The organism is Nocardia abscessus, assembly GCF_015477775.1.
In the GTDB taxonomy this organism is placed as follows: domain Bacteria; phylum Actinomycetota; class Actinomycetes; order Mycobacteriales; family Mycobacteriaceae; genus Nocardia; species Nocardia abscessus_A.
On record NZ_JADLQO010000002.1, the window covers coordinates 983,371 to 997,622 of the forward strand.

Here is a 14,252-nt window from a genome sequence, read left to right on the forward strand (position 1 = left end):
GCGCCTAGACCGGCTCGCATTCCGCGAGACGGCGCGCCAGGAACCGCCGCACCTGGTCGTTGCCCGCGAGTTCCAGCGCCGCCCGGTAGTTTCCCGCGGCCTCCCGGTGACGACCGCTGCGCCGCAGCAGATCGGCGCGGGTCGCGGGAAGCACGTGCGACCCGGTCAGCCGCGGGTCGCGGGCGATCTCGTCGAGGGCGGCCAAGCCCGCGTCGAACCCACGGGAAAACCCCACGGCCACGGCGCGGTTCACCGCCACGGCGGGCGACGGGGTGAGCCGCAGCAGCTCGTCGTACCCGGCGACGATCGCGTGCCAATCGGTCTGCGCCCAGCTCGGCGCCGTGGCGTGCGCGGCGGCGATGCGCGCCTGCACGAGGTACGGGCCCGCGCCGTCGGTTTCGGCGGACCGCAGACACGCCAGTCCCGCCCGGATCATCGCGCGGTCCCACCGGGACCGATCCTGCTCCTCCAGCGGTACCGATTCCCCGTCGGCGCGCCGCCGCTGCCCCCGGCGGCTGTCCTGCAACAGCATCAGCGCCAGCAACGCGCGCGCCTCGGGCTCGTGCGGCAGCAACCGGCACAGCAGCCTGCCGAGTCGAATCGCCTCGTCGCACAGCTCGTCACGCACCGCGGTGGCTCCCGCTGTGGCGGAATACCCTTCGGTGAACACCAGATACACGCAGGCCAGCACACCGGGCACCCGCTCCGGCATCAGGTGCGCGGGCGGCACCCGCAACGGGATGCCCGCCTGGCGGATCTTCGCCTTCGCGCGCGTCAGCCGCTGCGCCACCGTATGTTCCGGTTGCAGGAACGCCCGCGCGATCTCGGCGGTCCGCAACCCGCACACCAGGCGCAGCGTCAGCGTCACCTGCGCGGGCCGCGCCAGCGCAGGGTGACAGCAGGCGAAGATCATCCGCAACTGGTCGTCCGGCACCGCGGACACCTCGTCCTCCTCGTTCGGCGCCCGGGTGCGGACCGCGTCGTATTCCTTGACCGCCCGCACCGATTCGCGCCGCAGCCGGTCCAACGCCCGATTGCGGGCGGCCGTGGTGATCCACGCGCCGGGGTTGGACGGCAGTCCGCGCTCGGGCCAGGTGCGCACGGCGTCGGCGAACGCCTCCTGCACGGCGTCCTCGGCCAGTCCGATGTCGCCGACCGTCCTGGCCACCGTCGCCAGCGCCCGGCCGAACTCGGCGCGGTAGACGGCGTCGATCGTCGCGGCCGGGCTCGTCCGCACCGTCAGTCGCCCAGATCCACGACCCGGCGCAGCTCGGTGCGCCCGCGCTCGCCGAGCGGGATGGCCGACGCGATCTCCGCCGCCTGCCCGCGGTCCGGCGCGGCGAACAGGTACAGCCCGTCGACCACTTCGGCCAGTTCCGCGTACGGCCCGTCGGTGAGCAGCAGTTTCCCGTCGCGCACCCGCACCGTGGTCGCCGAGGACGGCGGTTGCAGCGCACCGCAGCCACGGATGGCGGCCGCGTACTTCTCGCCGAAGCGCTTGTGTTCGGCGACCGCGGCGTCCCACTCCGGATCGTCCGGCGCGATCACCGCGTCCGGTACCTCCCACAGCAGCGCCAGCCACCAATCCGCGCCGGGGGTGTCGTGCGGCGACCACATCACCATGGGACGCACCTCGACCGCTCCGTCCTCGGCCGCGGGCACCTGGCGCGCCAGCCGGATGGCTTCGTCCAGGTCGGCGGCCTCGAACACGTAGAACCCGCCCACGACCTCGGCCTGCTCCGCGAACGGGCCGTCGGTGACGAGCACCTGCCCGCCCGCGCGCCGGATGTGCAGCGCGTCGGCGGAGGGGAACAGCGCCGCTCCGCCCGCGACCGCGGCGCCCTCGCGCTCCTCGAACGCCGCGTACTTCGCCACCTCGGCGTCGAACTCCGGCGTGCCGGGCGGGATGCCCGGCCCGTCTTCGCGTCCTACCAGTGTCGCCAGGTAGTGCATAGCGTCATCCTTCCTCGCATCGAGGGGCTCGGATACCCCTTGCTACTCGGACGACGAACCGCACCTGCCGTTCTCTACACACCCGCGCGGAAAACTTCGCGAAGTCTCAGCAGACCAGCCCGCCCTCGCCCGCTGCGGTGACGCGCAGCAGGTCACGGATCAGCTCGAAACCGATCGATCCGTTCCGGCGCGCGGAAACGCAGGCACCCTTTGCCCATGTCGTGTCCCGCCAGACGGTCGGCGAAGGCCGCGCGCACGTCGGTACGCAGTAGATAGCGCCTCCCGGCGCCCATCGGGCGCCTCGTCCAGATAGCCGTCGACATCGCTCGCCTTGCTCTGCACCACAGCGCGACTGTAGACCGCAGCGTGACGGGGCGCGGCTATCCGCCCGCGAAAGGGGGCAGGACGTCGACGCGCGAGCCGATCTCGACCGTGGGGTCGCGGGTGAGTTCGTCGCCGATCAGGTACGCGCACACCGACAGCATCTTGTCCAGGTCCGGACCGTAGGTCGCCGACAGGGTCGCGCGCAGGTCGGCCACCGTGGCCCTGGCCGGGAAGTCCAGGGTTTCGCTGTCCTTGCCGACGGCGTCGGCGATCGCGGCGAAATAGCGGATCTCAACCACCGATGGCTCCCATCGTCCGCTCCGGGGGGACGAAGCCCTCGGCATCGATGCCATGACCTGCCCACTTGTTCCACATCGCGCCGCGCCAGAGGTCGGCGACCGCCTCGTCGCCGGCGCCGGAGCGCAGCGCCTGACGCAGATCGAACTCCTGGTCGCTGAACAGGCAGGAGCGCAGCATGCCGTCGGCGGTGAGCCGGGTGCGGTCGCAGGTGTCGCAGAACTTGCGGGTCACCGTGGCGATGATGCCCACGGTGCCGGGGCCGCCGTCGACCAGCCACTTCTCCGCCGGAGCCGACGGATCGGCGCGGCCGACCTCGGTGAGGTCGAACCGGGCGCCGAGCACCTCGAGGAGTTCGGCGGCGGTGACCATGTTGGCGCGCGCCCACTCGTGGTCGGCGTCGAGCGGCATCTCCTCGATGAAACGCAGCTCGCAACTCTCGTCCAGACACCAGCGCAGCAGATCCGCCGCGCCCGACAGGGTTTCGCGCATCAGGACGGCATTGACCTTGATCGGGGCCAGTCCCGCCGCACGGGCGGCGCGGATACCCGCGAACACCGATTCGAGGCGGTCGCGGCGCGTCAGCCGCGCGAAACCGGCCCGGTCGACGGTGTCCAGCGACACGTTCACCCGGTGCAGGCCCGCGGCGGCGAGGCCGAACGCGCGGTGCTCGAGCCCGATGCCGTTGGTCGTCATGGCCAGCGGGATGTGCGGCACCTCGGCATGACAACCGGAGATGATGTGTTCCAGGTCTCGGCGCATCAGCGGCTCGCCCCCGGTGAAGCGGACCTCACGCACCCCCAGATCGCGCACCGCGAGGCGCACCAGGCGCACGATCTCGTCCACCGTGAGCAGTTCGTGCCGGGGGATCTCCGGCAGCCCCTCCTCCGGCATGCAATAGGTACAGCGCAGCGAGCACTTCTCGGTAATGGATATGCGCAGGTCGCGGGCGACGCGTCCGAAACGATCCAGCAAGTGCGGGGTGTCGGGACGGCCGGCGAGCGAGGGACGCCCGGAACGCACGGCGGGAATCCCGATCTCGACCAGAGTCACACGTCCATTATGACCGCCTGTCCCGATTCGTCAGCGGGCGGAATACCCGCCCGAGGCTCACCACGATCGCGGACCGGCGGTGAGGCGCCTGCCCGCGACGCCGAGCGACCCGCTGGCGAACCGGCGCCCGGCGACAGCGGCGGAAAACCGCTCCGATCGGGCGTTAGGCTGACTCGCATGAACCCTCGGCCCGCCGGCCTCTCGGCCAGGCCCGTCGACGACTACCGCGACAGCATCGAACAGCTGCTGCGGCCGCTGGCCGCGCGCGCGGTCGAGTCCGTCGCGGTGCCGCGGGCACTGGGCAGGCAGGTGGCCGAGGACGTCCGTTCACCGATCGACCTGCCGGTGTTCCGCAACTCCGCGATGGACGGATACGCGGTGCGCGCGGAATCGGTGCTGGTCGCCCCGGTCACCCTGCCCTTCACCGGCGTGGTCGCGGCGGGCGCGGCGGGCCGCGCGCCGCTGCCGGAGGGCGCGGCGATGAAGGTCATGACCGGTGCGCCGATCCCGCCCGGCGCGGACTGCGTCGTTCCGGTGGAGGACACCAGCACCGGCGACGGCACGGTGACCATCGAACGCGGCCGCAACGCAGGCGAATTCGTGCGGGAACCGGGCACCGACGTACGGGCCGGGGACTTGCTCGTGCGTGCGGGAACGGTGCTCGCGCCCCGGCACGTCGCCGCGCTCGCCGCGGTCGGCTTGCCCGCGGTGACGGTCTTCCGCGCGGTACGCGGGGCCGTGATCACCACCGGCGACGAACTGGTCGCCGCCGGGAATGCGCTGCGCCCCGGGCAGATCTACAACTCCAACGGCATCGCCCTCGCCGCGGCGCTCACGGCGAACGGCGTCGACGTCGTCTCGGTCGCGCACAGCACCGACGATCCGGCGCGCTTCCGCGCGCTGCTGTCGGCCGCGACCGAGGGCGCCGACGTGGTGTTCACCTCCGGCGGGGTGTCCAAGGGCGATTTCGAGGTGGTCAAGGACGTGCTCGAGCCGATGGGCGGGCAGTTCGGCGCGGTCGCGATGCAACCGGGCGGCCCGCAGGGGCTGACCGTCATCGACGGCGTGCCGGTGCTCAGCTTCCCCGGCAACCCGGTCAGCACGATGGTGTCGTTCGAGGTGTTCGCCCGCCCGATGCTGCGCCACCTCGCCGGGCTGCCCGAGGTGGACGCCTACGAACTTCCGCTGCGCACCGCCATCGCGCGCTCGCCGGAGGGAAAACGTCAATTCCTGCGCGGCAAGCTGGTCCGCGCGCGGCCGGGGCGAACGCAGGCGTCCCGGCAACCGGAGGCGGTGGAAGTCGTATCCGGTGCGGGCTCGCATCTTGTGGCGGCCATGGCCTGGGCCGACGTGCTGATCGACGTGCCCGCCGAGGTCACCGCGCTGCCCGCGGGAGCGCTTGTGCGAGTGTGGTCGCTATGAGCGAGCTGTCCCATGTCGACCACGAAGGTCGCGCCCGCATGGTCGATGTGAGCGCGAAGAGTGAGACCAGCCGGATCGCCGTCGCGGCAGGCGAGTTGCGCACCACGCCCGAGGTGGTCGCGCTGGTACGGGCCGACGACCTGCCGAAGGCGGACGTGCTGTCCACCGCCCGCATCGCGGGCATCGCGGGGGCGAAGAAGACCTCCGAGCTGATCCCGCTGTGCCATCAGCTGGCGCTCTCGTCGGTGCGGGTGGAGTTCGGTTTCACCGACACCGCCATCACCATCGAGGCCACCGCGAAGACCAAGGGCCCCACGGGTGTCGAAATGGAGGCGCTCACCGCGGTCGCGGTCGCCGGGCTCACCCTGCACGACATGGTGAAGGCGGTCGATCCCGCGGCTACACTCACCGACGTGCGGCTGCTCACCAAAGAAGGCGGCAAGCGCGGACATTGGGAGCGCCCCGCCGACGAGGACACGAGCACGCCTTCCGCCGACGACGACCTCTCCACCGGGGCGGACGCCGCGGAGGAAACCGCCGAGGTCGCCGAACCGGTATTCGACGAGGGGGAACGCTCGGCCGTGGTGCTGGTCGCCTCGACCGGCGTCGCCGCGGGCACCCGCGAGGACACCACCGGCCCGGTGCTCGTGGACTGGCTGGCCGGTCTCGGCTTCTCGGTGCGCGGTCCGCTGGTCTACGCCGATGCCGAGATCGAGTACGGGCTGTCCGACGCGTTGCGCTTCGAACCCGACCTCGTCATCAGCACCGGCGGCACGGGCGCCTCCCCCACCGACGCGACACCCGAAGCCACCCTCGCCGTGCTCGACCGTGAACTGCCGGGTGTGGCGGAGGCGATCCGGCAACGCGGCACCGCGAAATTCCCGCTCGCCGCACTCAGTCGCGGCGTGGCCGGGCTCGCCGGACACTCGGTGGTCGTGAACCTGCCGGGCTCGCCGGGCGGCGTCCGGGACGGCATCGCGGTGCTGGAACCGCTGCTGGATCATCTGCTCGCACAAGTTGCCGGAGGTGGAAGTCATGACAACGGCTGAGGCCACGGTCCGGCTCGCCCGGATCAGCGACCAGCCGCTCGACGCGGCGGAGGTCGAGGCGGCGGTCACCGGGCCGCACTACGGTGCGGTCGTGGTGTTCACCGGGAAGGTCCGCGACCATGATGGCGGACAGTCCGTTTCGGCCCTGGAGTACTCCGCGCATCCGCAGGCGGAGCGGTTCCTGCACACGGTCTGCGCGGAACTCGCCGCCGCGCACGGTTTGCCGGTCGCCGCCGTGCACCGCGTCGGATCGCTCGGCATCGGTGACCGCGCGATCGTCGTCGCGGTCGCGGCGGCGCATCGCGGCGAGGCGTTCGCGGCCTGCGCCGAACTGGTGGACCGGATCAAACACGAAGTCCCCATCTGGAAGCGCCAGTTGTTCGCCGACGGCCTGTCCGAATGGGTGAACGCCTGCGGGTGATCTGCCCGTGACATGAATCTCATGACGAATCAACACTGCGGGTATAGCGTGTCCGCGTCGCGGTGTTGCTCTCCGGGCGCCCGCGGCGCTGCGGCCGGAACCTGCTCGGTCTCGCTTCGCGCGCAGGCCGGTACGGCCGCTCGGTAGCCGTGAGAGAAGGGAGCGCGCGATGGGAACCGACCAGGTTCTGCTCCACCGATTCGTCGTCTCCCAGCTCACCGCGGCCGGCGTGGACCGCGACCGGTTGCTACGGGAATCCGGTTTGCCGGAGTGGACCATGGCGGGCGACGACGTGCACCTGCCCAGCCAGATGTTCTCCCGGTTGTGGGAGATCGGCGAACACGCGCTGGGCGACCCGGACGTCGCGCTGAACGTGGCGAGCCGCTACCGACTGACCTGCCTCGGCCTATACGACTATTTGTTCTCCTCGGCTCCGACGCTGGGCGCCGGACTGGCGACCTGCGGGCCGTACGTCACCGCGGTGACCACCAACCACCGCTTCGATCTGGTCGCGGAGAACGACGAAGAGGTGACGCTGTACCTGGACATGATCGACGGGGCGGGCCGCGGCCGCGACCTGACCCAGCTGTGGGGCCTGAGCGCGGTGCTCAGCCGGGCCCGGCGCGTGGTGCGCGAACCGCTGGCCCCGCTGCGGGTCTCGCTGCGCCAGCGCGCGCCCGCCAGGGCCGGCGCCTTCATGGAGGTATTCGGAACCGCCGCGATCGAGTTCGACGCGCCGGTGGACGCCATGACCTTCCGCGCCTCGGACATGGATTTGCCGCTGACCACCACCGATCCGGTGCTGGCCGGCATACTCCAGCCCTTGGCCGCCGCCCTTCCGCCACCGCCGCCGCTGGCCACCGCCTGGCCGGAGCGTGTCGCGGCGGCCCTGGCGGACTGCCTGAACGACGGTGACGCCTCCCTGGAGCGGGTGGCGCGCAGGCTGGCCACCAGCCCGCGCACGCTCCAGCGCCGGTTGCGGGAGGCGGGCACCACCTGGCGAGCGGAACTGGATCGGGCCCGCGGCGCCCGGCTGGTCGCCGCCAGCGCCGCCGGGCCGCTGAGTCCGTCGCGCCAGGCCGAGATCCTCGGCTACTCCGACCCGGGTTCGATGCGCCGAGCTGCTCGGCGGTGGTCGCTGGCCACCTCCGCACACCGCGCCGAGCGGGTCGAGCGCACGTTCACGGCCTGAGGAAACGCGCCGCGATCGACCAGAACGTCGCGTCCTCGATCGCACGAAAATCCCAGCTGTTGGTGAGGGCGTGGGTCTCGGCGACGATCGCGGGTACGTCGAAGTCGTCACGGGTGGCGGTGCCTTTGGCCTCCAGCGCCTCGATGACGTACGCGGTGGCGCTCTCCATGGAATCTGACACGGGACACTCCCATCGGTCGCAGAACGATTCGGTCGGTCACGGATCGGCTGCCGAGCGGCGCCGTTCGCGGCAGTTCGCTCCCGGCGCCCGCGGACCGGCGGACACCGCTTTCAGTCTCATGAAAAGACCGCTCTGTCACCAGCACCGAACGCGACAGGTCGCTACCGAACGCGCCAATCTGGTGTGTCTCAGTGCGGTGTATAGCGCCACACGCCGAGCATGCTCTGCGGGTCGAGCGGATCGGCGGCATCGTGCACCGTCTCGCGCAGCCGGGCCAGCGCCGCGTCGGTGTGCAGGCCCGCCCCGATGAGCACCAGCCGCGCGCCCCGTGCTTCGTCCCGTGACCAGTGGCCCGGCTCGAAGACGATGTGGCGGCCGACCATGTGCAGAACGAACTTCCTGCGTTCCTCCGCCACCCCGAAGGCGGCGAAGCCCTTGGCCCGGAACAGTCCCGGCGGCGGGTCCTCCAGGAAACCGATCAGCTTGCGCGGGTTCAGTGCTCGGCCGCTGGCGAAGGAGACGCTGGTGTAGTCGTCGTGCAGATGGCGGTGCCCGGCGTGGTCATCGTGATCGTGCTCGGCGAAGAGTTCGTCGAAACTCAGCTGCTCGGCCACCAGCGGGCGTTCCCGCGACGGCTCGTCGAACAGCAGCCCGGGATCGATCCGGCCGTACGTGGTCGCGTACACCGGAACCGAGCCGACGAGTTCCGCGAGGTCCGCACGCAGCCGCGCGAGCCGCTCGGCCGGAACCCGATCGGCCTTGTTGACAACCACCAGGTCGGCCAGCCGCAGATGGGTGCGCAGCTCCGGATGACGGGCGCTGCTCTGCGGGAACTGTTCGGCGTCGACCACCTCGACCAGGCCGCCGTAGCGCAGTCGCGGGTTGTCGCTGCCGACCACCATCCGGATGAGATTGCGCGGCTCGGCCAAGCCGCTGGCCTCCACCACGATCACGTCGATCCCGGCGCGCGGCTGGGTCAGCCGGGTGAACAGTTCGTCCAGCTCGGTGACGTCGACCGCGCAGCACACGCAGCCGTTGCCGAGCGAGACCATGGCGTCGACCTGTCCGGCGACCAGCATCGAATCGATGTTGATCGCCCCGAAATCGTTGACCACCACGCCGATCCGCGTCCCCCGGTTGTCCCGGAGCAAGTGATTGAGCAGCGTGGTCTTCCCGGAACCGAGAAACCCCGCGACCAGCACAACAGGAATCCGGTCAGCCATTCCGTTCACCCTAGTGCGCCGCGCGGCCCGCGGAAAAAGCCGGACGCCACCCTCGCGCCGACGGGGATGGCGTCCGGCGGGTTCGGTGTGCGGACTATTTCAAGGGCCCCAGCAGCATGCCCGCGAGGCTGTAGCCGAGGTTGATCAACTCCGTGGCGATGGCGTTGTCGTCCAAGCCGAGCAACTTCGCCAACGGCATCAGCAACTCCATGATCGACGCGTCGCCGCCCGCGGTCCCGGGTGACTGCTGGGCGTTCGGCGTCCCCGGTGACTGGTTTCCGGACGTGCCGGGCGATTTCGGCGCCGCCGACGTACCCGGCGACTGCGGTGTGGCCGTACCCGGCGCCGGCTTCGGCGTCGAGGTGCCCGGCGCGGACTGCGCCTGCGGTACAGCAGGAGCCGCAGGGCTCTGCGGCACCGCCGGAATCGTCTGGGCCTGCGGGACCACCGGGTTCGTCTGCGCTTGCGGAGTACCCGGGCTGGTCTGCGACTGCGGTACCGCCGGGTTCGTCTGACCCTGCGGAGTGTCCGGATTCGCCGCGGGGCGGTCGAACGACGCGCCCTGCGGAACGGACTGCGCCGCCTGCTGATCCGGCGACGTGCCCGGCTGTGCGCCGAGCAGGTGGCCGACCACACCGGTGGTGAGCGCGATCGCGTGCTTGAGCTGCCCATCGGGTGTTTCCAGCAGCGCGGCGTCCTCGGGATTGGCGCCGTTGCCCATCTCGAGGAAGACGACCGGAACAGTGGTCAGCGCGGGCCCGGCGATGTCCTTGCGGGTTTGCAGACCGTCGACCACGCCGCCGTAGTTCGCGGGCGGGAATCCCGCCTCGCGATACGCGTCGCGCACCGACTTCGACGCGGCCAGACCCGCTCCCGATTGGGCCTGATCGACGATCAGATTCGGGATGGGCAGCTCGGGAACGATCAGGTGGAACCCGCGATACTGCGCGGGCGCGCTGTCGGCGTGGATGCTCACGGCGACGTCGGCGCCGGACTGGCTCGCCGCGCGGGCCCGGTCGTCGACGCAGCCACCCCAGTTCATGTCGTCCTGGCGGCTCAGCACCACGTGCGCGCCGAGTGTCTCCAGCGACGTCTTGACTATCTGGGCGACGTTCCAGGTGATGGTGTGCTCGGGAACGCCGTTCATCGTGGTCATACCGGTGGTCTGGCAGTCCTTGGTGCCGCCGCGACCATCGCTGACCTGCCTCGCCAGATCTTGCGAGTGGTTGGACCCCTGATGTCCGGGGTCGAGGAACACGGTCTTGCCTGCGAGCTTTTTCGACATATCCAGCGCCGACGGCGCCGCATGCGCGCTGACCGGGAGCAATCCGGACAGCGTCACCGTTACCGCGGTCGTTACGGCGGTACAGATACCGGCTTTGACGATGCTTGGCTTCATAGTGCGGTCGGCGCCCCGGGACGGGGCGCCCCTCCCTTCCCACTTGTAACACCAAACCCAGTGGTTAACTCTGGCAACGTGCGTATCAGCAAAGCAAGGAGCGTTATCGAAGTGTTACCGCAGGTCCAGCGCCCGGCTGTCGGATCAGCCGTGGCAGTTTGCGCAGAGATAGCAGAGCGTAATGCACCCGAGTCGGCGCCATGCCGACCGGCACGCCGAATTCGTCGGGAAGTTGTCGACTTCCTGATAGGCGCGGTCGCGCAAGATTACCCCGGGAACCACAGCACGCGGCAACAGGTGGAGTAAAGCAGGTAGCTGGGCCGCCAGAAATCCCTCGACCGACCGTCGGCGAAATCCGGGTGCGCCGAGCGGGACTCGGCCGCAGCGCGGCCATCGACCCCTCGGCATCGACCGCCGGATCACGGAATTTCGGCACACCACTCGGTCGGTTCTGGTATTTCTGGCCGCGGAGATGCGGGGATCTCCCGAGTCGGCCGCGACCACGCACGACCGTGGACGCGGCGGTAGTACAAGTCAAGGAGAACCGGTATGCGTGCAAGCACGCTTCTGCTCGCTGGGGCCATGACCTCCGCGGTGACCCTGCTCGCCACGGGTACGGCGGCGGCCGAACCGTCGAACACCATGTCGCACGACGGCGTCTATCTGGTCGGCGTCGACATCCTCCCCGGCGTCTGGGAGGCGCCCGGCACGTCCGACCCCGCCTACGCCTGCGATTGGGCCAGGCTGTGGAAGGTCGAGGGCGACAACACGAATATGCAGAACATCATCGCGAACAACTACACCCGGCTGAGCCCGGTGCGGGTGGTGATCAAGCCGACCGACGTCGGCTTCAAGACCGAGAACTGCGGTCCGTGGCGATTGCTGCCGACGCCGCCGCCGACCGGATCGTTCGGCGGCTGAACCGGCAGCGCCCACCGGGCGGTCTATTGACTGGCGTTCAACAGGCGCTAGGGTCGGCCGCATGACGAGGAGCAAGATTCTGATCACCGGCGCGAGCGCGGGCCTCGGGGCCGCCATGGCGCGGAACTTCGCGGCCATGGGCCGCGATCTCGCGCTGTGTGCCCGCAGGCTGGACGCGCTCACAGCGCTGCGCGACGAGCTGGCGGCCGCCCATCCCGGCGTCACCGTCGCGATCCGCGCACTCGACGTGGACGATCACGCGGCGGTGCCGGTGGTGTTCGGCGAATTGCACGATGAACTCGGTGGACTGGACCGCGTGATCGTCAACGCCGGGATCGGCAAGGGAGCGCGCGTCGGCAGCGGCCGGGCCGACGCGAACATCGCGACGGCGACGACGAACTTCGTCAGCGCACTCGCGCAGGCGGAAGCGGCGCTGGAGATATTCCGCGCCCGCGACGCCGGACATCTCGTCCTCGTCTCCTCGATGAGCGCGGTGCGCGGGCTCCCGGGCAAGAAGGCGGCCTACTCGGCGAGCAAGGCGGGCCTCGCCGCGCTCGGCGAGGGACTCGCCACCGAGTTGGCCGGCACGCCGATCGCGGTGACCACGCTGCTGCCGGGATTCATCGCCACCGACATGGCGGCCAAAGCGGGTGACGCGCGGATGGTGGCGCCCCTGGACAAGGGTGTGGCGGCGATGGTCGCCGCCATCGAGAAAGAGCGCCGCCGGGCCTGCGTGCCGGGATGGCCGTGGCGCCTGATCGATTTCGCCCTCCCCCGCCTACCCGACGCCCTCGTGACACGGATGAGCTGAGCCCGCCGCCTACACCTGTGGAGGTCACCGTTGCGCGACAGGGCGGGCAGCCGTCGATTACCCGCCAGGTAATCGACTCGATGACTCGCGGCGGGCAGGATCACGGCCATGATCGATGAGTTGGGCACCGAACTGTTCCACCAGACCATGCCGTTCACCGAACGCCTCGGCATCGAAGTCCTCGCGCACGGACCGGAACTGGTCCGCAGCCGCCTGGCCTGGGACGAATCGCTGTGCACACTCGGCGGCATGCTGCACGGCGGTGTGCTGATGTCGCTGGCCGACGCCACCGGCGCGGTCTGCGCGTATCTGAACCTGCCCGAAGGCAAGCAGGGCACCACCACGGTGGAGTCGAAGACCAATTTCCTGCGCGCGGTCCGCTCGGGGCATGCCATCGCCTCGGCAGCGCCGCTGCACGCCGGACGCTCGTTCATCGTGGTCGAGACGGTGATCCGGGACGACGCGGACAAACTGGTCGCGAAGGTCACCCAGACCCAAGCGGTGCTCTAGCCGACGCCGGCGCCGACGGCCACCGGCGCCCGCTCGCCCGCCGACGCGCGGGCCGCGGGCCAGACCCGGGCGAGATCGAGCAACTGCCGCAGCTCGGCGTCGAAATCCGCCGCCGGGACCGGTAGCCGGGCCGAGTTCGCTCCGATCGGCGCCGACCCCGCCTTTCGCGCGACCGCCGCGCACGCCACTTGGTGTGCGTAGTCGGTCATCGCGCACCTCGAGCCGGGCGGCGCGGGGGCGTAGCGACCGAGATGCAGCAGCGCGTCTTGGATCTCCACCGTCATCCGCAGCAGCTGCGTCCCCGGGTCGGCCCGCTCGCCCACCGCGGGCCGCAGCACGATCTCGGGCACCGCCGTGGTGAGATCGCGCCACAGCGGGCGCAGTCTGCGGCAGAACCGTCCGGCTCGATCGAGTTCCGCCGTGGCCAGCAGCGACCGGATCAGCGGAATGGCGATCACCGTCGCGTCGAGCGCCAGGCAGATGGTGACCGTCGCTTCGATCCTGATCAGATGGGTGCCCCAGCGCTGCCATCCGGTGATCGCCCGCACCGTCGAGAGCACCAGGTTCACCCCGAACAGTGTTGCCGCCCAGATCATCAGGCCGCACACCAGCTTTTCCGCCAGGTCGATACCGCCGGTCCGCAGCTCACGGACGCACATGCGGGCCAGCAGCGAGACGTTGACCAGCAGCGGTAGGCCGAAGGCGGTCCACACCACCAATCCCTCGACGTCCAGCGTCAGGTCGACCGGTCTGCCTTCCTGCCGCGCCGACGTGCCAGCCCACAGGATCGCGGCGGTGGACGCGGCCGCGAGCACACAGCAGACGCGGTGCCTGCGCCGGACCGCGGCCGGGTCGGCGTCGAAGGCCCAGATGCGGACGATCCCCTGCAAGCACATCGACGCCATCACCGTGCAGCCGAGCGAGAGCTGATGAGCGAGGCTCGCGATGCCGGGTGTCATGGTGCAGCGATACAGCAGCAGACTCAGCAAACCCCAGAGGAACAGCTGATTCAGCAGTTTATCGACGGGCGTGTCGCGTACCAGCAACCACCGGCCCGCCAGAACGGCGGCGACGAAGCCGATTACCGGCCACGCGACGATTCCCGAAATCGATGACGACATCGGCCGACCTCCCACCCGCGAAACTGTCCTCTGCGAACGATAACGTTGCCGCGTGTTCGTGACCGCGCAGATCGAGAAGCGGCAGCAGCCGATTACCGAGGCGCGTCATCCCCTCGCCGGTGATTCCCCCTTCCCGGAGTGTTCCCGGGACCGGCAAGTCGCCGCTTCCGCACATTCGAGGTCGATCTTGACAAATACGCGATACGCTCACTCGTTCACCGAGCCCGTGTCCCCTTTGTCCAGTTTGCGAAAGCGCGTGCCGATGCCGGGATGGACGGCGATTGTCACCGCACCCATCACTTCGGCGTCTCCGTCGTTCGATCTCACAACGTCGTCCGATCTCACAACGCGTCGCCGCGCGACGAATTCGAAAAG

General features: G+C 70.2%; 15 protein-coding genes. 7 read left to right on the top strand and 8 right to left on the bottom strand.

Annotation, left to right across the window (positions count from 1 at the left end):
• Window positions 1–4: 4 nt before the first annotated feature.
• The 4 genes from IU450_RS10230 to moaA all read right to left on the bottom strand — a co-directional run bounded on the left by IU450_RS10230 (window position 5) and on the right by moaA (window position 3,627).
• Window positions 5–1,237: an RNA polymerase sigma factor gene (locus tag IU450_RS10230; protein WP_195149450.1), complete on the bottom strand. Its 1,233-nt coding sequence runs from the start codon at window positions 1,235–1,237 to the stop codon at window positions 5–7.
• A gap of 2 nt (window positions 1,238–1,239) precedes the next feature.
• On the bottom strand, window positions 1,240–1,953 hold the full coding sequence (locus IU450_RS10235; RefSeq protein WP_195149451.1) for a YciI family protein: 714 nt from the start codon (window positions 1,951–1,953) through the stop codon (window positions 1,240–1,242).
• Window positions 1,954–2,333: 380 nt separating this feature from the next.
• The gene (locus IU450_RS10240; protein WP_195149452.1) at window positions 2,334–2,576 is read right to left on the bottom strand and encodes a MoaD/ThiS family protein; all 243 of its coding nucleotides are present in this window, start codon (window positions 2,574–2,576) and stop codon (window positions 2,334–2,336) included.
• On the bottom strand, window positions 2,569–3,627 hold the full coding sequence (moaA, locus tag IU450_RS10245) for a GTP 3',8-cyclase MoaA (RefSeq protein ID WP_195149453.1): 1,059 nt from the start codon (window positions 3,625–3,627) through the stop codon (window positions 2,569–2,571). Before moaA ends, IU450_RS10240 begins: the two co-directional genes overlap by 8 nt.
• Window positions 3,628–3,804: 177 nt before the next feature.
• Between moaA and glp the strand changes: the two genes are divergently transcribed.
• The 4 genes from glp to IU450_RS10265 all read left to right on the top strand — a co-directional run bounded on the left by glp (window position 3,805) and on the right by IU450_RS10265 (window position 7,711).
• Entirely contained in the window at window positions 3,805–5,049 is a 1,245-nt protein-coding gene (gene glp / locus IU450_RS10250; protein ID WP_195149454.1) for a gephyrin-like molybdotransferase Glp, read from the top strand.
• Entirely contained in the window at window positions 5,046–6,098 is a 1,053-nt protein-coding gene (gene moaCB, locus IU450_RS10255) for a bifunctional molybdenum cofactor biosynthesis protein MoaC/MoaB (RefSeq protein WP_195149455.1), read from the top strand. Before glp ends, moaCB begins: the two co-directional genes overlap by 4 nt.
• Window positions 6,085–6,519, top strand: coding sequence for a molybdenum cofactor biosynthesis protein MoaE (locus tag IU450_RS10260; RefSeq protein WP_195032463.1), 435 nt, complete (start codon window positions 6,085–6,087; stop codon window positions 6,517–6,519). The genes moaCB and IU450_RS10260 overlap by 14 nt, the downstream gene beginning before the upstream one ends.
• A gap of 169 nt (window positions 6,520–6,688) precedes the next feature.
• Window positions 6,689–7,711: an AraC family transcriptional regulator gene (locus IU450_RS10265; protein WP_195149456.1), complete on the top strand. Its 1,023-nt coding sequence runs from the start codon at window positions 6,689–6,691 to the stop codon at window positions 7,709–7,711.
• Here IU450_RS10265 and IU450_RS10270 read toward each other — a convergent pair.
• From IU450_RS10270 to IU450_RS10280, 3 genes are all read right to left on the bottom strand, one after another.
• Window positions 7,701–7,892, bottom strand: a complete 192-nt coding sequence (locus IU450_RS10270) for a hypothetical protein (protein WP_043695958.1) — start codon at window positions 7,890–7,892, stop codon at window positions 7,701–7,703. The two genes, IU450_RS10265 and IU450_RS10270, sit on opposite strands and share 11 nt — an antisense overlap.
• A gap of 188 nt (window positions 7,893–8,080) precedes the next feature.
• A complete protein-coding gene (locus IU450_RS10275) occupies window positions 8,081–9,115 on the bottom strand; it encodes a CobW family GTP-binding protein (RefSeq protein WP_195149457.1) in 1,035 nt (344 codons plus the stop codon).
• A 94-nt stretch (window positions 9,116–9,209) separates the two neighbouring features.
• On the bottom strand, window positions 9,210–10,514 hold the full coding sequence (locus IU450_RS10280) for an N-acetylmuramoyl-L-alanine amidase (protein WP_195149458.1): 1,305 nt from the start codon (window positions 10,512–10,514) through the stop codon (window positions 9,210–9,212).
• 549 nt (window positions 10,515–11,063) lie between these two features.
• On the opposite strand from IU450_RS10280, the gene IU450_RS10285 reads away from it, so the two are divergent.
• The 3 genes from IU450_RS10285 to IU450_RS10295 all read left to right on the top strand — a co-directional run bounded on the left by IU450_RS10285 (window position 11,064) and on the right by IU450_RS10295 (window position 12,756).
• On the top strand, window positions 11,064–11,435 hold the full coding sequence (locus IU450_RS10285) for a hypothetical protein (RefSeq protein ID WP_195149459.1): 372 nt from the start codon (window positions 11,064–11,066) through the stop codon (window positions 11,433–11,435).
• Window positions 11,436–11,496: 61 nt separating this feature from the next.
• Window positions 11,497–12,246, top strand: a complete 750-nt coding sequence (locus IU450_RS10290) for an SDR family oxidoreductase (protein WP_195149460.1) — start codon at window positions 11,497–11,499, stop codon at window positions 12,244–12,246.
• Between the two features lie 108 nt (window positions 12,247–12,354).
• A complete protein-coding gene (locus IU450_RS10295) occupies window positions 12,355–12,756 on the top strand; it encodes a PaaI family thioesterase (protein WP_195149461.1) in 402 nt (133 codons plus the stop codon).
• Here IU450_RS10295 and IU450_RS10300 read toward each other — a convergent pair.
• Complete coding sequence (locus IU450_RS10300; protein WP_195149462.1) at window positions 12,753–13,877, bottom strand: MAB_1171c family putative transporter; 1,125 nt, start codon at window positions 13,875–13,877, stop codon at window positions 12,753–12,755. The genes IU450_RS10295 and IU450_RS10300 overlap by 4 nt on opposite strands.
• Between the last annotated feature and the right edge of the window lie 375 nt (window positions 13,878–14,252).